General features: G+C 73.6%; 19 protein-coding genes and 1 tRNA gene. 13 read left to right on the forward strand and 7 right to left on the reverse strand.

The genetic code is table 11. From position 1 onward, the window contains the following. Positions 1-53: 53 nt before the first annotated feature. Together AAEP86_RS13965 and argS are read right to left on the reverse strand one after the other, a co-directional pair. Positions 54-809, reverse strand: a complete 756-nt coding sequence (locus tag AAEP86_RS13965) for a DUF2993 domain-containing protein (RefSeq protein ID WP_420367914.1) — start codon at positions 807-809, stop codon at positions 54-56. 58 nt (positions 810-867) lie between these two features. After that, positions 868-2,538, reverse strand: coding sequence for an arginine--tRNA ligase (argS, locus tag AAEP86_RS13970; RefSeq protein WP_420367915.1), 1,671 nt, complete (start codon positions 2,536-2,538; stop codon positions 868-870). Positions 2,539-2,598: 60 nt separating this feature from the next. Between argS and AAEP86_RS13975 the strand changes: the two genes are divergently transcribed. From AAEP86_RS13975 to AAEP86_RS13995, 5 genes are all read left to right on the forward strand, one after another. Continuing rightward, positions 2,599-3,168 (forward strand): hypothetical protein, encoded by a 570-nt coding sequence (locus tag AAEP86_RS13975; RefSeq protein WP_420367916.1) that lies wholly within the window; start codon positions 2,599-2,601, stop codon positions 3,166-3,168. A 123-nt stretch (positions 3,169-3,291) separates the two neighbouring features. Continuing rightward, positions 3,292-3,363, forward strand: a tRNA-Arg gene (locus AAEP86_RS13980). A 50-nt stretch (positions 3,364-3,413) separates the two neighbouring features. Further along, entirely contained in the window at positions 3,414-4,496 is a 1,083-nt protein-coding gene (locus AAEP86_RS13985; protein WP_420367917.1) for a Gfo/Idh/MocA family protein, read from the forward strand. A gap of 41 nt (positions 4,497-4,537) precedes the next feature. Continuing rightward, positions 4,538-8,431 carry a Pls/PosA family non-ribosomal peptide synthetase gene (locus AAEP86_RS13990; RefSeq protein ID WP_420367918.1) on the forward strand — a complete coding sequence of 1,298 codons (3,894 nt, stop codon included), beginning with the start codon at positions 4,538-4,540 and terminating at the stop codon, positions 8,429-8,431. Between the two features lie 8 nt (positions 8,432-8,439). Further along, the gene (locus AAEP86_RS13995) at positions 8,440-9,789 is read left to right on the forward strand and encodes a M1 family metallopeptidase (RefSeq protein WP_420367919.1); all 1,350 of its coding nucleotides are present in this window, start codon (positions 8,440-8,442) and stop codon (positions 9,787-9,789) included. Here AAEP86_RS13995 and AAEP86_RS14000 read toward each other — a convergent pair. Then, positions 9,778-10,047 (reverse strand): helix-turn-helix domain-containing protein, encoded by a 270-nt coding sequence (locus AAEP86_RS14000; protein ID WP_420367920.1) that lies wholly within the window; start codon positions 10,045-10,047, stop codon positions 9,778-9,780. The genes AAEP86_RS13995 and AAEP86_RS14000 overlap by 12 nt on opposite strands. A 46-nt stretch (positions 10,048-10,093) precedes the next feature. On the opposite strand from AAEP86_RS14000, the gene map reads away from it, so the two are divergent. Continuing rightward, positions 10,094-10,861: a type I methionyl aminopeptidase gene (gene map / locus AAEP86_RS14005; protein ID WP_420367921.1), complete on the forward strand. Its 768-nt coding sequence runs from the start codon at positions 10,094-10,096 to the stop codon at positions 10,859-10,861. Here the strand turns inward: map and AAEP86_RS14010 are convergent. Both AAEP86_RS14010 and AAEP86_RS14015 read right to left on the reverse strand, forming a co-directional pair. After that, positions 10,845-11,441, reverse strand: coding sequence for a 4'-phosphopantetheinyl transferase family protein (locus AAEP86_RS14010; protein ID WP_420367922.1), 597 nt, complete (start codon positions 11,439-11,441; stop codon positions 10,845-10,847). The two genes, map and AAEP86_RS14010, sit on opposite strands and share 17 nt — an antisense overlap. Positions 11,442-11,479: 38 nt before the next feature. Further along, positions 11,480-11,683: a hypothetical protein gene (locus AAEP86_RS14015; protein ID WP_071291810.1), complete on the reverse strand. Its 204-nt coding sequence runs from the start codon at positions 11,681-11,683 to the stop codon at positions 11,480-11,482. A 209-nt stretch (positions 11,684-11,892) separates the two neighbouring features. Here AAEP86_RS14015 and AAEP86_RS14020 point away from each other — a divergent pair, with 209 nt between their 5' ends. The 5 genes from AAEP86_RS14020 to AAEP86_RS14040 all read left to right on the forward strand — a co-directional run bounded on the left by AAEP86_RS14020 (position 11,893) and on the right by AAEP86_RS14040 (position 17,444). Next, a complete protein-coding gene (locus AAEP86_RS14020; RefSeq protein WP_420367923.1) occupies positions 11,893-13,938 on the forward strand; it encodes a TPM domain-containing protein in 2,046 nt (681 codons plus the stop codon). A gap of 96 nt (positions 13,939-14,034) precedes the next feature. Next, positions 14,035-14,760: a PspA/IM30 family protein gene (locus AAEP86_RS14025; protein WP_420367924.1), complete on the forward strand. Its 726-nt coding sequence runs from the start codon at positions 14,035-14,037 to the stop codon at positions 14,758-14,760. Positions 14,761-14,804: 44 nt separating this feature from the next. Beyond that, entirely contained in the window at positions 14,805-15,626 is an 822-nt protein-coding gene (locus tag AAEP86_RS14030; protein WP_420367925.1) for an arginase family protein, read from the forward strand. Positions 15,627-15,681: 55 nt separating this feature from the next. After that, complete coding sequence (locus tag AAEP86_RS14035) at positions 15,682-17,085, forward strand: dihydrolipoyl dehydrogenase family protein (RefSeq protein ID WP_420367926.1); 1,404 nt, start codon at positions 15,682-15,684, stop codon at positions 17,083-17,085. 2 nt (positions 17,086-17,087) lie between these two features. Beyond that, positions 17,088-17,444 carry a Fe-S oxidoreductase gene (locus AAEP86_RS14040; RefSeq protein WP_420367927.1) on the forward strand — a complete coding sequence of 119 codons (357 nt, stop codon included), beginning with the start codon at positions 17,088-17,090 and terminating at the stop codon, positions 17,442-17,444. 69 nt (positions 17,445-17,513) lie between these two features. Here AAEP86_RS14040 and AAEP86_RS14045 read toward each other — a convergent pair whose 3' ends face one another. Together AAEP86_RS14045 and AAEP86_RS14050 are read right to left on the reverse strand one after the other, a co-directional pair. Beyond that, positions 17,514-18,338: an ABC transporter ATP-binding protein gene (locus AAEP86_RS14045; RefSeq protein WP_420367928.1), complete on the reverse strand. Its 825-nt coding sequence runs from the start codon at positions 18,336-18,338 to the stop codon at positions 17,514-17,516. Beyond that, positions 18,335-19,231: a siderophore-interacting protein gene (locus AAEP86_RS14050; RefSeq protein WP_420367929.1), complete on the reverse strand. Its 897-nt coding sequence runs from the start codon at positions 19,229-19,231 to the stop codon at positions 18,335-18,337. The genes AAEP86_RS14045 and AAEP86_RS14050 overlap by 4 nt, the downstream gene beginning before the upstream one ends. Before the next feature lie 64 nt (positions 19,232-19,295). Between AAEP86_RS14050 and AAEP86_RS14055 the strand changes: the two genes are divergently transcribed. Together AAEP86_RS14055 and AAEP86_RS14060 are read left to right on the forward strand one after the other, a co-directional pair. Continuing rightward, complete coding sequence (locus AAEP86_RS14055; RefSeq protein WP_420367930.1) at positions 19,296-20,327, forward strand: alpha/beta fold hydrolase; 1,032 nt, start codon at positions 19,296-19,298, stop codon at positions 20,325-20,327. Then, the gene (locus AAEP86_RS14060) at positions 20,324-21,859 is read left to right on the forward strand and encodes an ABC transporter substrate-binding protein (RefSeq protein ID WP_420367931.1); all 1,536 of its coding nucleotides are present in this window, start codon (positions 20,324-20,326) and stop codon (positions 21,857-21,859) included. Before AAEP86_RS14055 ends, AAEP86_RS14060 begins: the two co-directional genes overlap by 4 nt. Positions 21,860-21,884 lie beyond the last annotated feature (25 nt).

Consider the following 21,884-nt stretch of genomic DNA (forward strand, 5'->3'; position numbering starts at 1 on the left):
CGATCCTACCGAGCCGAGCCGCGCCTCCAGGCCGCGTTACGCCGTCGGCGTCGTCAGCCGCACCTGCCCACGGTCTGGAGGCCCTGCTCGTTGAGCGGCAGCGAGTCGGCCGTGACGCGCACGGACGCCCGGGACGACGAGATGTCGAGCGAGCGGACGCGCAGCTGCGACGGCAGGAACTGCGCGGTGCAGACCTGGACCGGCACGTTCGTGACGCCGGGGATCGAGTCCACCTTGAGGCCGAGCGCCGAGTTCGTGATGCGCACCGTCTTCGGCGTGATCGTGATGCCCTTGCCGTCGTCCTGGGCGACGACCGCGCCCTTCGCGGCGTAGGAGATGTCGTAGCCGAGGACCGCCGTCTTGCCGGACAGCTCCACGCCACCGTCGGCGAGGCTGAGGCGGTCGAAGAGCGGGCTGTACTTCGCGAGGTCCTTCACGCTCGACGAGGCGAGCGTGACGTTCCCGTCGACGTCGCGCACGTCACCCTTGCCGTCGATCGGCACGTCGTGCGCGGTGACGTCGGCCGCGAGCGGGATCCCGTCGACCGTGAGCTTCCGCGACGAGATCTCGACGTCGTCGAGCGACCCGCTGATCAGCTGCGGGATGACGATGCCGTTCGCGTGCGCCTCGACGCGGCCCGTCGCGCCGTCCGGCAGCGACTGCTCCACCTGCTGGGCGATCATGCGGTCGACGACGCCGCGCAGGACGAACTCGGCGACGACCACGAGCACGGCCAGCACGAGCACGACGACGACGAGGACGACGGGCCAGCGGCGGCGCTTCCGGGGGGTCTCGGGGGCGACGGACATGCGTCCCACCCTGCCAGGCTCCCCCGGCAGCGAGCCTGGAGGCGCGGGTGCCGCCGCGCTACATGCGCTCGGGCGCGCTCACCCCGAGCAGGCCGAGGCCGTTCCGCACGACCTGACCGGTGGCGTCGTTCAACCACAGGCGCGTGCGGTGCAGGTCCGTCACGGCCTCGTCGCCGAGCGGCGTCACGCGGCAGGAGTCGTACCAGCGGTGGTACAGCCCCGCCAGCTGCTCGATGTAGCGGGCGATCCGGTGCGGCTCGCGGAGCTCCGCGGCCTGCCGCACCACGCGCGGGTACTCGGCCAGGGCGCCGAGCAGGGCGCCCTCGGTCTCGTGGGTCAGCAGCGAGGCGTCGAAGGCGGACCGGTCGACCCCGGCGGCGGCGGCGTTGCGGGCCACCGACTGCGTGCGGGCGTGTGCGTACTGGACGTAGAAGACCGGGTTGTCGTTGGTCCGCTTCGTCAACAGGTCGAGGTCGATGTCGATCGCGGTGTCGCTGGCGAACCGGACGAGCGAGTACCGGCCTGCGTCCACGCCCACGGCGTCGACGAGGTCCTCCATCGTGACGATCGTGCCCGCGCGCTTCGACATGCGCATCGGCTCGCCGTCCTTGAGCAGGTTGACCATCTGACCGATGAGGATCTCGAGGTTCTTGCCCGGCTCGTCGCCGAACGCCGCGCACATCGCCATCATGCGGCCGACGTACCCGTGGTGGTCGGCACCGAGCATGATCAGGTTGCGCTCGAAGCCGCGCTCCCGCTTGTCGAGGTAGTACGCCAGGTCGCCTGCGATGTACGCCGGCTCGCCGTCGGACTTGATCACGACGCGATCGCGGTCGTCGCCGAAGTCGGTCGTGCGGAGCCACTCGGCACCCTCGGCCTCGTACATCGCACCGGCCGACCGCAGCCGCTCGATGGCCCGCTCGACGGCCTTCGACTCGTGCAGGGCGTTCTCGTGGAAGTAGACGTCGAAGTCGACGCCGAAGTCGTGCAGGGACGCCTTGATGTCGGCGAACATGAAGTCGACGCCCTCGCGACGGAAGAGCTCCTGCGCGTCGTCCCGGGGCAGGTCGCGCACGTCGACGGACGGGTCGAGCGTCGCGATCACCCGCGCCGCGATCTCCGAGATGTAGGCGCCGCCGTAGCCGTCCTCCGGCGTGGGCTCGCCGAGCGCGGACGCGACGAGCGACCGGGCGAACCGGTCGATCTGCGCGCCGTGGTCGTTGAAGTAGTACTCGCGGGTGACGAGGCCGCCCTGCGCCTGGAACACCCGGGCGAGGCTGTCCCCCACCGCGGCCCAGCGAACGCCGCCCATGTGGATCGGACCGGTCGGGTTCGCGGAGACGAACTCGAGGTTGATCCGGACCCCGTCGTAGAGGTCGCCGGCACCGAACGCCGAGCCGGACTCGACGATGGTGCGCGCGATCTCGCCGGCGGCAGCGGCCTCGAGCGTGATGTTGATGAACCCGGGGCCGGCGACGTCGACCGAGTCGACGCCGTCGAGCTCGGTCAGCTCGCCCGCGATCTCCGTGGCGAGCTCGCGCGGGTTGGTACCGAGGCGCTTCGCGAGCTGCATGGCCGCGTTCGACGCCCAGTCGCCGTGCGCCCGGTTCTTCGGACGCTCGAGGGCCACGTGGGACTCGTCGATCGTCACGGCGTCGGAGGCACCTCGTCGCTCGACGATCCCGGTCAGGATCGACAGGTACGCGGCGGAGAGTTCGGCAGGAGTCACGAGGGTCGAGTCTACCGGGACGCCCACGGTCCTCCCCGGCCCGTGCACCATCATGTCCGGATGACCTCCCGCAGCCGTGTCCGGGCGATCGGCGTCGCCCTGCTCACCGTGTCCGCCTCCGTCGCCCTGGTGGCGTGTTCCGGTGGTGGCGACGCGGGGCCCAGCGCCGGTCCGGCCCCGGTCGGCAAGCGGGTGGCGCAGAGCTGCGGCGACCTCCTGCCGTCGGGGTCGCTGGACGTCTACGCGAAGACGTTCACCATCGACCGCGATTGGACACCCACGAAGGGCTCGCCGGCCGCCCGGATCGCCGAACAGCGCGGTCGCGTCTGCCGCTGGGTCGCCACCGACGACGCCGCGACGACCATCACCCTGGCCGTCGCGGACCTGCCTGAGAAGTCGCTCACGAACCTGAAGGACGCCCTCTACGAACGGGGTGGCTCGGTGCCCACCTACCGCGTCGAGGGGTACTTCTCGCTCGCCGACGGTGTCGGGCGCGCGGACGCCTTCGCGGACCCGTACTGGATCACCGCCACGTCGCCGCTCTTCACCGAGCCCGGCGGGGCGCAGCCGGTCATCGACGCGGTCCGGGGCGTCGTGCAGCCGGGAGCGTCCGCGACGCCGGCCGGCTGACCCGTCGACCGCGGTCCGGGAGGCGCGGCGCGGCACCGCCCCGGGCCCGCCGTCCGACACGCGAGACCGACAGCCCGTGTCCTGGGGACCGCCGTCGACCTGCTACGGTTGGACACACCCAGGGCCCCCATAGCTCAGGGGATAGAGCACTGCCCTCCGGAGGCAGGGGCGGAGGTTCGAATCCTCCTGGGGGCACAGGGACGAAGGCCCGTGCAGCGCACGGGCCTTCGTCGTAGCGTGACCGCATGACGACGACGATGACGTTCCCGGAGCCCGAGGTCGAAGCACTGCGCGGCGGCCCGCGACTCCGGTGGGGCGTGATCGGCCCCGGTGAGATCGCGAACGACTTCACGACGACGCTGCACGCGCATTCAGACCAGCGCGTCGTCGCCGTCGGCTCCCGCTCCCCCGAGCGCGCCGCCGCCTTCGCCGCACGGCACGGCGTCCCCGCCGCGCACGGCTCGTACGAGGCCCTCGTCGCCGACCCGACCGTCGACGTCGTCTACATCGCGTCCCCGCACCCGCAGCACCTCGAGCACGCGCTCCTCGCGGTCGCCGCGGGCAAGCACGTCCTCGTCGAGAAGCCGATGACGACGTCGGCGGCCGACACGCGTGCCCTCGCCGCGGCCGCCCGCGCAGCCGGGGTCCTCGCGATGGAGGCGATGTGGACCCGCTACCTGCCCGGTACCACCGTCCTCGCGCGGTTGCTCGCCGACGGCGTCCTCGGGGACGTCCGGCTCGCGACGGTCGACGTCGGGTGGCCGCACCGGCCCGATCCCGCCGACCGCATGTTCGACCCCGTCGCCGGCGGCGGCGCCCTCCTCGACGCCGGCGTCTACGGGCACTGGTTCGCACGCTTCGCCACCGGCGCCCCGGTGACCAGCAGCACGACCGGAACGGTCTCGGACCGCGGGGTGGACCTCCAGTCCGTCACGGTGTCCACGGCGACCGGCAGCGCCCAGGCCGTGGTGTCCACGTCGATGACGGCGTGGACACCGGGACTGGCCGTCGTCGCGGGCAGTCGCGCCACCGTGCGCTACACCGACCACTTCGTGTTCCCGGCGTCCTTCGCGCTGCATCACGGGGCCGATGCGCACGTGTGGGAGGAGCGCAGCGGACTGCGCGGCCGGGCGGGGCTCGTGTGGCAGGCCGCGGCGCTCGCCCGGTACGTGTCCGACGGACGGACCGAGTCGCCCGTGCACTCGCTCGACGACGCGATCGGCGTCGCCGCGGCGCTGGACGCGGCCCGCGCCGCGCTGGACGGCGGAGCCGGCCGCCCCGACGGTGCGTCACCGTCCGTTCCCGAGCGCGACACCTCGACCCCCTAGGATCACGGGCCGGTCGACCACCCGGCCGGGAAGAGGACTCGATGACCAGCGCCACCGGGAACCCGCAGACGGAGCTCGCCGGCGGGGACCGCGCCCCGGCGCCCCGGACCCTGCTCGACGTCCTCACCGCGACGACCGCCGAGCACCCGGACGCCCTGGCGCTGGAGGACCCGGCCGGGACGCTGGACTACGCGACCCTGCTGCGGCTCGTGCACGAGCAGGCGGAGGACCTCGCGCGGCGCGGGGTCCGTCGCGGTGACCGCGTGGGCGTCCGGGTGCCCTCGGGCGGCCGCGACCTGTACCTGTCGATCCTCGCGGTGCTCGCCGCCGGGGCCGCCTACGTGCCGGTGGACGCCGACGACCCGGAGGAACGCGCGGCGCTGGTGTTCGGCGAGGCCGGGGTCGTCGGCGTGATCGGGGCGGGCGGCGTGCTGCGCCGCGACGGCACCCCGGACGCCGAGGCGTCGCCCGTCGTGGACCCCGCGGCGAGCGCCCCGGCCCCGACCACGGACGACGACGCGTGGGTCATCTTCACGTCCGGCTCGACCGGTGTCCCGAAGGGCGTCGCGGTGACGCACCGTTCGGCTGCCGCGTTCGTCGACGCCGAGGCGCGGATGTTCCTGCAAACGGCGCCGATCGGTCCGGGCGACCGGGTGCTCGCGGGTCTGAGTGTGGCGTTCGACGCGTCCTGCGAGGAGATGTGGCTCGCGTGGGGGCACGGTGCGTGCCTGGTGCCGGCGCCGCGGTCGCTGGTGCGCACCGGGGTGGACCTCGGGCCGTGGCTCATCGCGCACACGATCACGGTGGTGTCGACGGTCCCGACGCTGGCCGCCCTGTGGCCGGACGACGCGCTCGAACAGGTCCGCCTGGTGATCTTCGGCGGCGAGGCCTGCCCGCCGGAGCTGGCGGCGCGGATCGCGGCACGGGGTCGTGAGGTCTGGAACACGTACGGGCCGACCGAGGCGACGGTCGTCGCGTGCGGCGCCCTGCTCGACGGCAGCACCCCGGTGCGGATCGGGCTGCCCCTCGACGGCTGGGACCTGGCGGTCGTGGACGGCGAGGGTCGGCGGGTGGAGCCCGGCGCGGTCGGCGAGCTCGTCATCGGCGGTGTCGGGCTCGGTCGGTACCTGGACCCGGCGAAGGACGCGGAGAAGTACGCGCCGTTCCCGGAGCTGGGGTGGGCGCGGGCGTACCGGAGCGGGGACCTCGTGCGGTACGCCCCCGAGGGCCTGGTGTTCCAGGGGCGCGCGGACGACCAGGTGAAGCTCGGCGGTCGGCGCATCGAGCTCGGCGAGATCGACGCGGCGTTGCAGGCGCTCGACGACGTGGCGGGCGGGGCCGCGGTGGTGCAGCGGACGCCGGCGGGCAACCAGGTGCTCGTCGGGTACGTGGCGCCGGTGGCCGGGGCGACCGTGGACGTGTCGGCGGCGAACGCCCGGCTGCGCGAGGAGTTGCCGGCGGCGCTGGTGCCGCTGCTCGCCGTGGTGGACTCCCTGCCGACGCGGACCTCGGGGAAGGTCGACCGGGCGGCGTTGCCGTGGCCGTTGCCCGGGTCCTCCGACGCGGCCCTGCTGCCGGACACGGTGGCGTGGATCGCGGCGCGCTGGTCGGCGATCCTCGGGGTGCCGGTGACGAGCGTCGACGACGACTTCTTCGCGCACGGGGGCGGGTCGCTGACGGCAGCGCAGCTCGTGTCGGCGATCCGGGAGCGGTTCCCCACCACGACGGTGGCCGACGTGTACGACCACCCGCGGATCGGTGCCCTGGCGGACGCGCTCGACGACTCGGGCCCGGTGGTGTCGGTCCCCCGCGACGTGCGGCCCGTCCCGCCGACCACGGGTGTGGCGATGACGCTGCTCGGGATCCCGGTGCAGGTGCTCCGGGGGTTGCGGGTGCTCAGCTGGACGGCGCTCGTCGCTGCGGTCCTGCACGCGACGACCATGCCGTTCCTGCCGGTGCTGCCGTGGCCGGTCCTGGTGCTGGCGCTCCTGGTGTTCGTGACACCGGTCGGCAAGATGGCGCTCACGGTGGTGCTCGCGCGGCTCCTGCTCGTCGGGGTGCGACCCGGTGACCACCCGCGGGGCGGGTCGGTGCACGTGCGGGTCTGGCTGGCGGAGCGGATCGCCGAGGCGGTGGACGGGCCGTCGACGGCCGGTGCGCCGTGGATCAGCTACTACGCGCGGGCGCTCGGCGCCGAGGTCGGGAAGGACGTCGACCTGCACGCGCTGCCGCCGGTGACCGGGATGCTCACGATCGGGAAGCGGGCGTCGATCGAGCCGGAGGTGGACCTCGCCGGGCACTGGTTGGACGGGGACGTGTTCCGGCTCGGGCAGGTGCGCGTCGACGCGGACGCGGTCGTGCGGAGCCGTACGACCCTGCTTCCCGGCGCGCACGTCGGTGTCGGAGCCGAGGTCGAGCCGGGGTCGGCCGTGTCCGGCCGGGTCCCCGACGGCGAGCGCTGGGCGGGCGCGCCTGCTGAACGCGTCGGGTCGGCGCGGCACGGCCGGGAGGCGCGCCCCGCCTCACGGCGTCGGTGGCTGCTGGCCTACGGGGCCGGCTCCGTGGCCGTGGCCGGGCTGCCCGTGCTCGGCGTCGCCGCCGGGGTGGCGCTGGTGTGGCTCCTCGTGGGGCCGGCCTCGTCCGTCGCTGACGCGGTCCTCCGCGCGCTGGTGTGGGTGCCGGTCGGGACGCTCGTGGCGGGTGCGGTGTACGCGCTGCTCGTCGTCGCGTCCGTCCGGCTGCTCGGCGTCGGCCTGGTGGAGGGCCGGCACCCGGTGCGGTCCCGGATCGGCTGGCAGGTGTGGTCGACCGAGCGGGTGCTCGACGCCGCACGCACCCTGCTGTTCCCGCTGTACGCGTCGCTCGTGACCCCGCTCTGGCTGCGGCTCCTCGGCGCGCGGGTCGGCCGGGACACCGAGATCTCCACCGTGCTCCTCATCCCCGCGCTGACGCAGATCGCGTCGGGGGCGTTCCTCGCCGACGACACGATGGTCGCCACGTACGAGCTCGGCGGCGGCCGGGTGCGGATCGGCCGGTCGAAGGTCGGGCGTCGGGCGTTCCTCGGCAACAGCGGCATGACGGGCGCCGGTCGTTCCGTGCCGCGCGAGGCGCTCGTCGCTGTGCTGTCCGCCGTGCCGAAGAAGGCCAAGCGCGGCTCGTCGTGGCTCGGGTCGCCTCCGGTGCGGTTGCGGCGGTCGACCGCGGAGTTCGACGAGGAGCGCACCTTCCGGCCGTCCCGGGCGCTCAAGGTGGCCCGCGGGTGCTGGGAGCTGCTGCGCCTGGTCGCCCCGATGGTCTCCGCGGCGATCGCGCTCGGGGTCGTCGGCACGCTGCTGGCGCTGTGGGGTGCGGTCGGCACCGGCTGGACCGTGCTGCTCGCCGGGCCCGTGCTCATCGTCGCCGGTGCCGTCGCCGCCCTCGTGTCCACCGCGGCGAAGTGGGTGTTCGTCGGCCGGATCACCGTCGGCGAGCACCCGCTGTGGTCGTCGTTCGTCTGGCGCAACGAGGTGCAGGACACCTTCGTCGAGACCGTCGCGCGGCCGTGGTTCGCCGAGCAGGCCACCGGCACCCCGGCGCTCGCCGCGTGGCTCCGGAGCCTCGGCGCCACGATCGGGCGCGGCACCTGGCTCGAGACCTACTGGCTGCCCGAGGCCGACCTGGTGACGATCGGCGCCGGTGCGTCGGTGGCGCGGGGCACGGTCGTGCAGACGCACCTGTTCCACGACCGTGTGATGCAGCTCGACACCGTCACCCTGGACGCCGGGGCGACGCTCGGGCCGCACAGCGTGGTCCTGCCCGCGGCCGGGATCGGCGCCGGCGCGACGGTCGGTCCCGCGTCGCTCGTCATGCGCGGCGAGCAGGTGCCCGGCGGGACGCACTGGGCGGGCAACCCCATCGCTCCGTGGACAGCGGGCGCGCCGACCGTGGCAGACTGACCGGCACCGTGAAGCCGACCAACGCCGTGACGTCGAACCCGGACGCCGACCCGTACACACCGCACAGCGGCGACCGTCGGTGGAGCGCACGTCACTACGACCTCCGGCTCGGGTACCGGGTGGCGACGAACCGGCTCGACGCCACCGCCACGGTCACCGGCCACGCGGTCGAGGACCTGGACCGCATCGTGCTCGACCTGCACGGGCTGACCGTCGACCGGGTGGACGTCGACGGGACCCGCGCGCGGAAGGCCTCCACGGGGACGCACAAGACCACCGTGACCCCGGCCGCGCCGATCGCGGCGGGGACCGAGTTCACCGTCCACGTCCGGTACCACGGCACACCGCACCCGCTCCGCAGCCCGTGGGGCCAGATCGGGTGGGAGGAACTGACCGACGGCGTGATCGTCGCGGCGCAGCCCACCGGGGCGCCGTCCTGGTTCCCGTGCAACGACCGTCCGGACGACAAGGCCACCTACCGGTTCGAGATCACCGCCGAGGCCGCGTACGACGTCGTGGCGAACGGGGACCTGCTCGGCAGGGAGCGTGCCAGGGCCGGCACGACCTGGACCTACGCCACGACCGAACCGATGGCCACGTACCTGGCGACCGTGCAGATCGGTCGCTACCGGACGACGAAGCTCCGGGGCTCGCTCGTCCCGGTCACCCTGCACCACCCCGCCGGCCTCGCGAGCGCCGCCAGGACCGACTTCGGGCAGGTGCCGGACATGCTCGCGCTCTACGCCGACCGCTTCGGCCCGTACCCGTTCGCCGCGTACGGCGTCGTGGTGACCGACGACGAGCTCGAGATCCCCCTCGAGGCGCACGGGCTCGCCGTGTTCGGCCGGAACCACGTCGACGGCGAGCACGGCACGGACCGGTTGATCGCACACGAGCTCGCCCACCAGTGGTTCGGCAACTCGGTGACGGTCACGCGGTGGCGGGACATCTGGCTGCACGAGGGCTTCGCCTGCTACGCCGAGTGGCTGTGGTCGGAGCACCGCGGCGGCGACACGGCCGACGTCCTCGCCGACCGGTACCGCCAGGGGCTGCTCGGGCACCGGCAGGACCTCGTCGTGGCCGACCCCGGCGCGGCGGACATGTTCGACGACCGCGTCTACAAGCGCGGGGCACTCGCCCTGCACGCGGTCCGGCGGACCGTCGGGGACGACGCCTTCTTCGCCGGGCTGCGCACGGTGACCGGACGGCACCAGCACGGATCGGTCCGGCCGGATGACGTGCTGGACGCGTTCGCCGGTGCCGCGGGCACGAGCGTCGAGGCCGTCCGCGCGGTGACCGCGCCGTGGATCGATGAACCGGGCGTGCCGCCGCTGCCCGCCGGCCCCTCAGCCCGCTGAGTCGGCGAGGTCGGGTGCGCAGCTGACCTCGTCCCAGACGGCGTCGAGCGACAGCCCGACCACGCCGGCGACCGAGGCGATGGTCGCGAACGCCGGCGTCGCGATGCGGCCCGTCTCGATCTTCCGCAGCGTCTCGGGCGAGACACCGGCCGCGAGTGCCGTGTCGAGGATGGACCGCGGGCCACGCGCTCGCCGGAGCAGGGCCCCGAGGCGGCGCCCGCGGGCGACCTCGTCGGGGCGGAGCGGGAGTCTGACCATGGTCCCGATGATAGTACCGGCAGAACAATACCGGTACGATCATCCCATGATCGAGATCCTCACCCCTGCTGACGTGACGAAGGCCCGCGCGACCGGCGCCCTCGTCGGCACCATCCTGCAGACCCTGCGCGACCGGAGTCGGGTCGGTACGAACCTGCTCGAGCTCGACCGCTGGGCGAAGGCGATGATCGAGGACGCCGGCGCCGAGTCCTGCTACGTCGACTACGCCCCGTCGTTCGGGCGGGGACCCTTCGGCCACCACATCTGCACCGCAGTGAACGACGCGGTGCTGCACGGCCTCCCCCACGACCGGGCGCTCGCCGACGGCGACCTCCTGACGCTCGACCTCGCCGTGACGCTCGACGGCATCGCCGCCGACGCCGCGATCAGCTTCGTGGTGGGCACACCGGACCCGGCGGACACCGCGCTCATCGAGGCCACCGAGCGCGCCCTCGCCGCCGCGATCGCGGTCGCCGGCCCAGGCGTGAAGACCGGCGACCTGTCGCACGCGATCGGAACGGTGCTGCACGACGCCGGCTACCCGGTCAACGTGGAGTTCGGCGGCCACGGGATCGGGTCGACGATGCACCAGGACCCGCACGTGTCGAACACCGGACGCCCCGGACGCGGCTACACGCTGCGCCCCGGACTCCTGCTCGCGCTCGAGCCGTGGGTGATGGCGGACACCGACGTCCTCGTCGCGGACCCCGACGGATGGACCCTCCGCAGTGCGACCGGCGCACGGACGGCGCACACCGAACACACCATCGCCGTCACCGAGGACGGCGCCGAGGTGCTCACGCTCCCCCGCTGACCCCGTCCTCGCGCACCGACGTCAGGACGACGGGCAGGCCACCGGTCGCGACCGCGACGACGAGGTCCCGCTCGGGTCGGAACAGCGCCAGGGGGTGCGCCACCCCGTCGAACAGCGCCGTCCCGCGGTTCACGTCCACGTCGACGGCCGTCGGGTCCACACGGAGTCCGCGGCCGTCACGCTTGAGGACCGCCTCCTTCGCCGCCCAACAGGCGGCGAGCACCCGCACGTCACCGGCGGCCCGGTCCCGCTCGCCGGACGTGAAGGCGTCGAGCGGTGCCGCAGCGACCCGGGACACCCGCTCGACGTCGACACCCACGGCCTCCGGGCCGACCGCCAGCGCGAGGGTCCCACCGGTACGGGCCAGGCTCACCCCGACGGCGGAGCCGTCGATCCGCGCCCAGGGACGGCCGTGCGCGGTGTCGCCGCAGTGCGGGCAGACGCGCCCCGCGCGCACGGCGGAGCGGTCGACGGCGAGGGCCGACGCGACCGCCGTGAGCAGCGCCTCCCGATCGTCCGCCCTGGACGCCCCCGTGGGGGCGAGCGTCAGGACGACGTGCGGGAGGCGCGGGAGACTCACGCGGCGAGCCTACGGTCGGCGCGCGCGAGGAGGGCGGATCAGGCGTGCGTGAGCGCGATGAGCGCGACGTTCATCGTGCTGTAGAGCCCCTCGGACCGGGTGGCCTGGCGGACACGGCCGCGGAGGACCTCGTACCGGCCGTTGTGCTCGCGCACGAAGCCGATGACGCCGCTGGCGGGTGTCGACACGCGGTGGTAGCCGTCCTCGAGTGGGACGACCTCGGTGCTGGTTGTTCGCTCCATTGCTGTTCCCCTGTCTCGTTCGTCGTCGAACGCGTCCCCCACCATACCCCGGTCCGGGGGACAACTCCTGCGCGGGAGGGGTGTTCGACAGGGGTTCGTCCACACTCTGCCCGAGCACTGCGTCGCCTGGATAGACTCCGGGCAACAGCGCTCCGGGGCGCGGTTCCGGGGGTCCCCGGGGCGGTCGACCGGCGACGGACGGAGGACGGATGCGAGCGGTCCAGGGCGGATCGACCACGAGCAGGACGACGGCGGACAGGGGGACAGCGCGCCTGGTCGGCCGGGTGGCCGCGGCACTGGTCGCCGTGCTCCTCGTCCTCGCTCCGGCGGCGACGGCCCGTGCCACCGCCCCGGTCGACCTCGGTGGTGCCTACGTGCTCGACGAAGCGAACGTCCTGACGTCCTCGCAGCAGTCCCGCGTCGAGTCCGCCGTGCAGGACCTCTACTCGTCGACGCAGACGCAGCTCTACGTCGTCTTCGTCCCCACCTTCTCGGAGCCCTCGGACCACACCGCTTGGGGCACGGCCACGATGCAGCGCAACCAGATCGACCGCGACTCGATCCTGCTCTCCGTGGCCGTCGACGACCGCGACTACGACGTCCAGCAGACGAACGTCACCGACATCTCGGAGTCGGACGTCGCGTCGGCGGTCGACCGTGACCTCCTGCCCGCGCTCAAGCAGGACGACTGGTCGGGCGCCGCACTCGCCTTCGCGAACGGGCTGGCCGCCACGCAGGCGCCGCCGGACCTGACGTGGCTCTGGATCCTGCTCGCCGTCATCGTCGTCGCCGGCATCGTCGTCGTCCTCGTCCTCCGCGGGCGGAACAAGCGCCGCACGGCCGCCGCGGCGGCAGCGCAGGAGGCGTCCCTCCGCGACCTCGAGCGCACCGCGGGCGGGGCGCTGGTCACCATCGACGACGAGCTCCGGACCGCCGAACAAGAGGTCGGCTTCGCCACCGCGCAGTTCGGAGCGGACGCGGCCCAGCCGTTCGCCGACGCCGTCGCGGCAGCGCAGCGGGCGGTCCGGAAGGCCTTCACGTTCCAGCAGCAGCTGGACGACGAGGTCCCCGACAGTCCGCAGCAGCGCGCCGACTGGGCGAACCAGATCATCGCCATCTGCGAGCAGGCCCACGCCGCGATCGAGGAGCAGACCGAGTCCTTCGACCGGCTCCGTTCGCTCGAGGACGGCGTCGAGGACGCCGCAACGGCCCTCACCCGGGCCGTGGCCGACGCGCCCGCCTCGGTCAGCGCCGCCGACGCAGCCCTCCAACGGGTGCGCGCCGCGTACACCGGACGGACCCTCGCCACGGTGGCGGACAGCGTCGACCAGGCACGGCACGTGCTCGCCTACGCCACCGAGCGGTCCGACGCGGCCACCGCCGCGATCGCCGCCGGCGACAAGGGCGAGGCTGTCGTGGCCGTGCGCGACGCGCAGCACGCCCTCGCCCAGGTCCAGCAGCTCACCGCCGGGGCGACCGCCGCCGAGCGGACCTTCGCCGAGGCCACCGCCCGCGCCGAGGCGATGCGGGCCGACATCGCCGGCGACGTCGCCGCGGCACGCTCCCTGACGGGCAGCCCCGAGCTCTCCGCCGCGGTCGTCCGCGCCGAGACGGTGCTCCGCCAGGGCCTCGATCCGAAGGACCCGATCGCGGCGGTCGACGCGCTCACCGGGGCGAACACCGACATCGACCAGGCCATCGCCGCCGCCCGCGGCGCCGAGGAGCAGCGGCGGCGAGCGTCCAGGGCGCTGGACGACGCCCTGCGCGACGCGCGGAACCGCATCAGCCAGGCGCGCGAGTTCATCGCGCTGCACCGCGGCGCGGTCGGGCCGACGGCGCGCACCCGGCTGTCCGAGGCCGAGCGCGCGCTCGACGACGCCGTCCAGCTCGCCACGACCGACCCCGGTCAGGCGCTGCAGGCCGCCCGTGCTGCCGAGCAGTACGCCGCCGCGGCGATAAACGCCGCGAACGACGACATGGGCGGCTGGGGCGGCGGCGGGTTCGGTGGCGGCGGCAACGGCAACGGCAACGGCGCGCAGCTCGGCGGGCTCGTCACCGGCCTCGTCCTCGGCGGCCTGCTCGGCGGTCGGGGCGGCAGCTACGGGGGCGGCTCCTTCGGCGGGGGCGGCTTCGGCGGCGGCGGCTTCGGCGGCGGCGACGGCGGGGGCTTCGGCGGCGGGGGCTTCGGCGGCGGGGGCGGCTTCGGCGGCGGCGACGGCGGCGGGGGCGGCTTCTCCGGCGGCGGCCGGTTCTGACCGCCGTCCCACCAGCGACGCCACCGCGCTCCGGCAGCGACCACCACGGACCATCCAGATCCCAGGAACACCCACATCCCAGGAAAGGGAACAGCAATGGCAAAGCAGACGATCTTCGGTCGCATCTCGACCCTCGTCCGGGCGAACATCAACCAGCTCATCGACGACGCCGAGGACCCGCAGAAGATGCTCGACCAGCTCGTGCGCGACTACACGAACAACATCGCCGACGCGAAGACGGCGATCGCGCAGACGATCGGCAACGTCCGTCTGCTCGAGCAGGACCACGAAGAGGACAAGCGCGCCGCCGTCGAGTGGGGGCAGAAGGCCGCCAACGCCTCGAGCGCCGCCGACAAGTACCGCGCCGAGGGCAAGACCGCCGAGGCCGACAAGTTCGACAACCTCGCCAAGATCGCCATCGGCAAGCAGATCGCCGCCGAGCAGGAGGTCAAGGACGCCGAGCCGAACCTCGCCTCGCAGAACGAGGCCGTCGAGAAGCTCAAGACCGGCCTCGCCGGGATGGAGCAGAAGCTCGAGGAGCTCCGGGCGAAGCGCGACAACCTCGTCGCCCGCGCGAAGACCGCCGAGGCACAGTCCAAGGTCAACGACGCGCTCGGCAACATCGACGTGCTCGACCCGACGAGCGACCTCGGCCGCTTCGAGGAGAAGGTCCGCCGCGAGGAAGCGAAGGTCCTCGGCCAGCAGGAGCTGCAGTCGTCGAGCCTCGACGCCCAGTTCGAGAGCCTCGAGGACGTCGGCAAGGACGCCGAGGTCGAGGCCCGGCTCGCGGCCCTGAAGTCCGGCGGCTCGCCCAGCATCTGACGCGCTCCCTGACGACGCCGGACCCCAGCTGACAGACTGACACGATGCAGTTCCTCGTGGTCGGTCAGTGGCAGGGTTCGGCGTCGTCGCGCGCGATGCGCCTCGGGGACGGGGCATCGGCCATCGCGGCCGACCTCCCGCGGGCGGCCACCACCGTCGTCGACGTGCCCGCCGGCGCCGGTGACCGCCTCGAGACGGCCGTCGCCCGCTACACCTCGGTCCTGACGGTCGCCGAGCGCGTCGCCGAGGAGACCGCCGTCGCCAGCGAACCCGTGCTCGTCGTCGGCGGCGACGGCGCGAGCGTCCTCGGGGCCACGGCCGGGCTCGGGCCGGACACGGCCTTCGTCCGCATCGCCGGGTCGAGCGGCTTCCGCCCCCTGAACCGCGCGCAGCCGGTCGCCGCCGAGACCGCGGTGCTCCGCATCCTCGTCGACCGGCCGGACGACCTGTTCCCCGCCCTCCCGACCCTGCCGCCGTCCTCGATCGTGCTGGCGGGCATCCGCGGCGCCGAGGAGTCCGAGCTGAACGCCCTCGACCGCGCGGGCGTCGGGCACCTCGACGTCGACGCCGCCACCCCGGACGCCATCGCCGCCGCCGTGGACGCCACCGGCGCCGAGGCCGTGTTCGTGCACGTCGACCTCGACGTCCTCGACCCGTCCGAGGTGGACGGTCTGCTCGAGCCGGTGCCGTTCGGACTCGACGGCGCCGGGCTCGTCGAGCGCATCCAGGCGGCGACCCGCGGTCGGCGCCTCGTCGGGGCCGCACTGACCGGGTTCGCCCCGGTCGACCCCGACCGCGCCGTCGACGACCTCGGCGTGATCCTCCGCGCCGTCGGGGCGCTCACCAGCGCCTCGCGGGCCGCCTGATCCGGTCCGCGTCGCGTTCGGCTCGCCCCGTGCCGGCTCGCGTACGCTCGGCTCCATGACGGACTACGACCTCATCGTGATCGGCGCCGGCGCAGTCGGCGAGAACGTGGCGGACTACGCCGGGAAGCGGGGGCTCAGCGTCGCCGTCGTGGAGGCCGAGCTCGTCGGCGGCGAGTGCTCGTACTGGGCGTGCATGCCCTCGAAGGCGCTCCTGCGCAGTGGCCACGCCCTCGCCGCGGCGAAGCGGCTCGACGGAGCGAAGCAGGCCGTCACCGGCGAGCTCGACGCCGCCCGGGTCCTCGCCCGTCGCACCTCCTTCACCTCGGACTGGAAGGACGACAGCCAGGTCGCATGGCTCGAGTCCGCCGGCATCGACCTGATCCGCGGGCACGCCCGCATCACCGGCCCGAAGACGATCGAGGTCGACGGCGAGACGCACACGGCCCGCGCCGCCGTGGCGGTCGTCACCGGCTCCCTGCACACGCTGCCCCCGGTGCCGGGTCTCGCCGAGGCGAAGCCGTGGGGCACGCGCGAGGGCACCAGCGCCCAGCAGGTCCCCGAGAGCCTGCTCGTGATCGGCGGCGGCGTGTCCGGCTCGGAGCTGACGACCGCGTGGGCGTCGCTCGGCGCGAAGGTCACCCTCGTCGCCCGGCACGGTCTGCTCGGCGGCATGGAGCCCTTCGCCGGTGAGCTCGTCGCGGACTCCCTGCGCGAGCTCGGCGTCGACGTCCGCACCGGCGTGAACCCGGTCCGTGTCGACCGTGACGAGCACGGCCTCGTCACGACGGAGCTCGACGACGGCACCACGGTCATCACGAGCGAGGTGCTCGCCGCCACCGGCCGCGCCGCCCACACGCGTGACCTCGGGCTCGAGACCGTCGGCCTGACCGCGGGCGACTGGCTCGACGTCGACGACACCATGCTCGTGCACGGCACCGACTGGCTGTACGCCGTGGGCGACGTCAACCACCGCGTCCTGCTCACCCACCAGGGCAAGTACCAGGCCCGTGCCGCCGGCGAGGCGATCGCGGCCCGGTACCAGGGAACGCCGCTGCACACCGAGCCGTGGGGCGCCCACGTCGCCACCGCCGACCACGCCGCCTCGCCGCAGGTCACCTTCACCGACCCCGAGGTCGCGAGCGTCGGCCTGACCGAGGCGAAGGCCCGCGAGCAGGGGCTGAACGTCCGTGCCGTCGAGTACGACCTCGGAGCCGTCGCCGGGTCCGCGCTGCAGGCCGACGGCTACACGGGTCGGGCGAAGATGGTCGTCGACGAGGACCGGAAGGTCGTCGTCGGCGTCACGTTCGTCGGTCAGGACGTCGCCGAGATGCTGCACGGCGCCACCGTCGCCGTCGTGGGCGAGGTGCCGGTCGACCGCCTCTGGCACGCCGTGCCGGCCTACCCGACCATGAACGAGATCTGGCTGCGCCTGCTCGAGACGTACGGCCGCCCGGAGTAGCGGTGCGGAACGTCCTGCTCGACTCCCCCGTGTCCCGCGCCGGGTGGGCGTTCGCGACGGCGGTCGGACTGGCCGTCGGCGTGCCGCTGTCCACCGGGCGGGTCCGGGTGGTCGACGGGCTCGTCGTGTGCACGGGGCTGCCCCGGTGGGTGTTCCGGCGCGGCGGCACCTGTGTCGGGTCGGTGTACCTGACGCGTGACAACGACGGTGACCGGGTGCTTCGGCACGAGCGGGTGCACGTCGAGCAGTGGCGTCGGTACGGCATGCTCATGCCGGTCGTCTACGCGCTGGCCGGTCGCGACCCGCTGCGGAACCGGTTCGAGGTCGAAGCGGGCCTGGAGGACGGCAACTACCGCTGACCCACTCGCCCACCAGCGTCGCGCGCAGAGCGTCGAGCGCGCGGCGCCCGCCCCGCACCCGCCCGGGGCTCAGGCCGCGCGGCGCCGAGGGACGACGAGGGGCGTACCCGTCTCCGGGTCCGCCACCACCACGCACGGCAGGCCGAAGACGTCCTCGACGAGGTCGGCCGTCACCACCGCCGACGGCGGCCCGGCGGCCACGACCGCCCCGTCCCGCATGGCGATGACGTGCGTGGCGTACCGGGCGGCCTGGTTGAGGTCGTGCAGCACGGCGACGACCGTCCGCCCGGCCGCGTGCAGTGCCGACGCCAGCTCGAGGACGTCGTACTGGTGCGCGATGTCCAGGAACGTCGTGGGTTCGTCGAGCAGGACGATGTCCGTCTCCTGCGCCAGGACCATCGCGATCCACACCCGCTGTCGCTGCCCGCCCGACAGCTCGTCGACGCTCCGGTCGGCGAGGGCGACGGTCTCGGTCTGCTCCAGTGCGGCCTGCACGGCCACACGGTCCGAGCCGGAGGTCGGGTGCAGCAGGTCCTGGTGCGGGAAGCGTCCCCGGGACACGAGGTCACGGACGGTGATGCCGTCCGGCGCGAGCGGCGTCTGCGGCAGCATCCCGACCCGCCGTGCCACGGCCTTCGGACGGTACGAGTCGATCGAGGCACCGTCGAGGAACACCGTGCCGGCGCTCGGCTTCAGGGTGCGCGCGAACGCCTTCAGCAGCGTCGACTTGCCGCAGGCGTTCGGGCCGACGATGACCGTCAGCTCGCCGTCGGGCACGTCGACGTCGAGGTCGGACACGACGACGCGGTCGTCGTACGCGAGCGTCAGCCCGCGGGCACCGAGCGCGGTGGTCGGGACGGTGCCGAGACCGTCACCCGCCGCGGCTCGGCTCAATGCTCGGCCTTGCCGTGCCGCCAGTACCCCATGAACGCGACCTGCTCACGGGCGAGCCCGACGCCCCGGACGAGGTGGCGCCGCAGTTCCTTCACGCACGCGGCCTCGCCCGCGATCCACGCGTACACGGGTCGGGACGGCTCGGCCGACGGGACGTCCCACAGCACCTGCTCGTCGACGTCCACCTCGGCGAGCTCCGCGACCGCACCGCGAGCGGCCCCGGCGCCGACGGTCGACGCCCACGCGTGCACCTGGTCGGTCATCCGGACGCCGTGCGAGGCGCCGTTCCGCGCGATCCACCGGACCTCGACCCCGGCGGGCGCCGTGACCGGCAGACGGTCGGCGTCGGTCGGGACCTCGATGAAGACGTGGCCGACCGTTGCGACGTCGAGCGCCTCGAGGATCGCGCAGATCGCGGGGGCGGCGGTCTCGTCACCGGCGAGCAGGATGCGGTGCGCGTCACCCGGGTCGAACTCGGCGGCGCCGGAGGGCAGCTCCGCCGGCGACGAGGGCTCAGCCGGACCGACGATGCGGAGTTCCTCGCCGACGCGGCACGAGGAGACCCACCGGGACGCGGGGCCGGTGTCGCCGTGCGCGACGAAGTCGATGTCGAGCTCACGCGCGTCCGGTCGGAACGACCGCACGGTGTAGGTGCGGAGCGGGTTCCGGACGGCGTCCGGCAGGGCACGCCAGGCGGCGTACCAGTCCTCGCCGTCGGGCAGGTCGGTGAACCCGTGGCCGGGGATCGGGAGCACGACCTTGATCCGCTGGTCGAGGCCCACCGAGGAGAACTCGGCGAGGGCGTCCCCGGTCAGCGTCACCCGCACGAAGGAGGGGGTGAGCGGGGTGACGGCTGCCACACGGACGGAGAAGACACGGTACCGGGCAGCCACCCCTCGAGTATGGCATGCCTTACCTAAGAGACCCAAGGGTCCGACGGGTGCGAGGATCGTCGCCGTGACCACCGATCTCACCGACCACGTCGCCGACGGCGACGACGAGTTCGCGGACCTCGCCGACCTCGCCCGCGCGAGCGGCGTGACGGCGCCGCTGCGCGCCTCCAGGCAGGTGGTCCGCACCGCGGCCGGGCAGGAGATCGCCGCCATCCGGTGGGACACGGCGGACGGCCGGGAGGCGCGGGTCACCTACCTGCACGGGCTCGGCATCGACGCGCACAGCTTCGACCAGACGGCGCTCGCCGTCGGCGAGCCCGCCGTCGCCGTCGACCTGCCCGGGCACGGTCGGTCCGGCTGGCGCGCGGACGCGGACTACGCGGCCGCCGTCACGGCGCCGGGCGTGCTCGACGCGCTCGACGCGCTCGCGGTCCCCCCTGGCATCGTCGTCGGACACTCCCTCGGCGCCATCCTGGCGGCGCGGCTGGCGGCCACCGCTCCGGAGCGCGTCACCGGTCTGGTGCTCGTCGACATGTCGCCGGACTTCGCGCAGCGCGCCGTCGACCGCATCGCCCGGGCCCTCGAGGACGAGGAGCCGTTCGCCTCCCTGGAGCAGGTCGTCGACCGCGCCGTCGAGGCCCGCGTCGGCGACGACCGCGCGGTGCTCCTCCGCGAGGCCAGGCACACCACACGGCTCGGCGCGGACGGCCGGCTCGTCCGACGACACCACTTCCCGCACCTGCCCGAGGGCCGCACCGCCTCGGTCGGCAGGTTCGCCGACGCGTGGCCGGACCTCGAGGCGCTCGACGTGCCGATCCTCCTCGTGCGCGGGGACCGCGGGTACGTCTCGCCGAAGCTGCACGCCGGGTTCGCGGATCGCCTGCCGGACGCCGAGATCGTCACCGTCTCCGCACGGCACGCGGTGCAGAACCAGGCGCCCCTCGAACTGGCGTCGGCGATCCGGGCATGGGCGGAGCGCCACGGATTGTTGCACCCGATCGAAGAACCGTCGCCGGGAGCCCCCGAGCGCCGGTACCCTCGTGCGAGCGCGCGTGCAGAACCCGCCCCGCGCCCGGAAGGAACCCACACCCCATGAGTCCGCTCCTCCCCCGCAGCACCTCCCGACTCCGCCGCGCGGCACTGGCCGCCTCGGCACTCGCCGTCGCGTCGGCACTCGTGCTCACCGGCTGCTCCGGATCGTCGAACCAGGACGGCGGCCCCGACGCCACCGTCCGCGTCGGCCTGGTGCTCGAGCCGACCAGCCTCGACATCCGCACGCAGTCCGGAGCGGCACTCGACCAGGTGCTCATCGACAACGTCTACCAGGGCCTCGTCGGGCGCACGGCGACGGGCGACGTCCGCGACGTCCTGGCGTCGAAGCACGAGGTCTCGTCGGACGGTCTCACCTACACCTTCACGCTGCGCACGGGTGCCACGTTCCAGGACGGCAAGGACGTCACCGCCGCCGACGTCGTGTGGTCGCTGCAGCAGGTCAAGGCGAACGCCTCCTGGATCGACTCGGCCAAGCTGGCGAACGTCGCGTCCATCACGTCGCCCTCCGCCGACACCGTCGTCCTGCGCATGACGAAGCCGGACTCCGACCTGCTGTGGAACCTCACCGGGCGGGCCGGGCTGGTCCTCGAGAAGGCGGCGGACAACGACCTCTCCGACTCCGCGAACGGCACCGGCCCCTACGAGATCGCCAGCTGGAAGCAGGGCGACTCCCTGACCTTCCGGCGGAACCCCGACTACTGGGGCCCGAAGGCCAAGGTCGCGAAGATCGTCTTCCGCTACATCACCGACCCCTCGACGGCCGTCAACGCGATGGCGAACGGCGACCTCGACGTCCTGAACCCGGTCGACGGCACCCTGCGGAGCCAGCTGCAGGGCAACCAGGACATCGCGCTGCACACCGGCAAGACGACCGACAAGTACACGCTCGCCTTCAACGACACGAAGGCACCGTTCACCGACAAGCGGGTCCGCCAGGCGATCCGGCAGGCCATCGACCCGAAGGCGCTCATCAAGGCCATCGGCGGCACCGGCGTCGAGCAGGGCGGTCCGATCCCGGAGCTCGACCCCGGCTACCAGGACCTGACCGACATCGACGCGTACGACCCCGACAACGCGAAGAAGCTCCTGTCCGCGGCGGGTGCGACGGACCTCAGGTTGACGCTCACCTACGCGAACGTCTACCCGACGACCATCGGCGACGTGCTGAAGTCACAGCTCGCCGACGTCGGCATCACCCTCACCGTGAAGCGCGTCGACTTCGCGACCTGGCTCTCGCAGGTCTTCGAGAAGCCGAAGTCCGGCCAGCGCGACTTCGACATGTCGGTCGTCGACCACGTCGAGGCCCGCGACTTCGGCAACTGGGCGAACCCGGACTACTACTTCGGCTACGACAACCCCGAGGTGCAGTCCCTCTACGCCGACTCCGTGGCGACGACCTCCGAGGCCGAGAAGGTCAAGGACCTCCAGCAGGCCGCGCGGATCGTCAGCGAGGACGCGGCCGGCGAGTGGCTGTACACCGCGACGGAGATCACCGCCATCCGGAAGGGCGTCACCGGGTTCCCGTACGACGGCGGCAACTCCCGGCTCGACCTGTCGAAGCTCGCCGTCGGGTGAGGCCGTCCGCTCCCGTAGCATCGGT

The organism is Curtobacterium sp. L1-20, from assembly GCF_048755855.1.
Taxonomy (GTDB): Bacteria; Actinomycetota; Actinomycetes; order Actinomycetales; family Microbacteriaceae; genus Curtobacterium.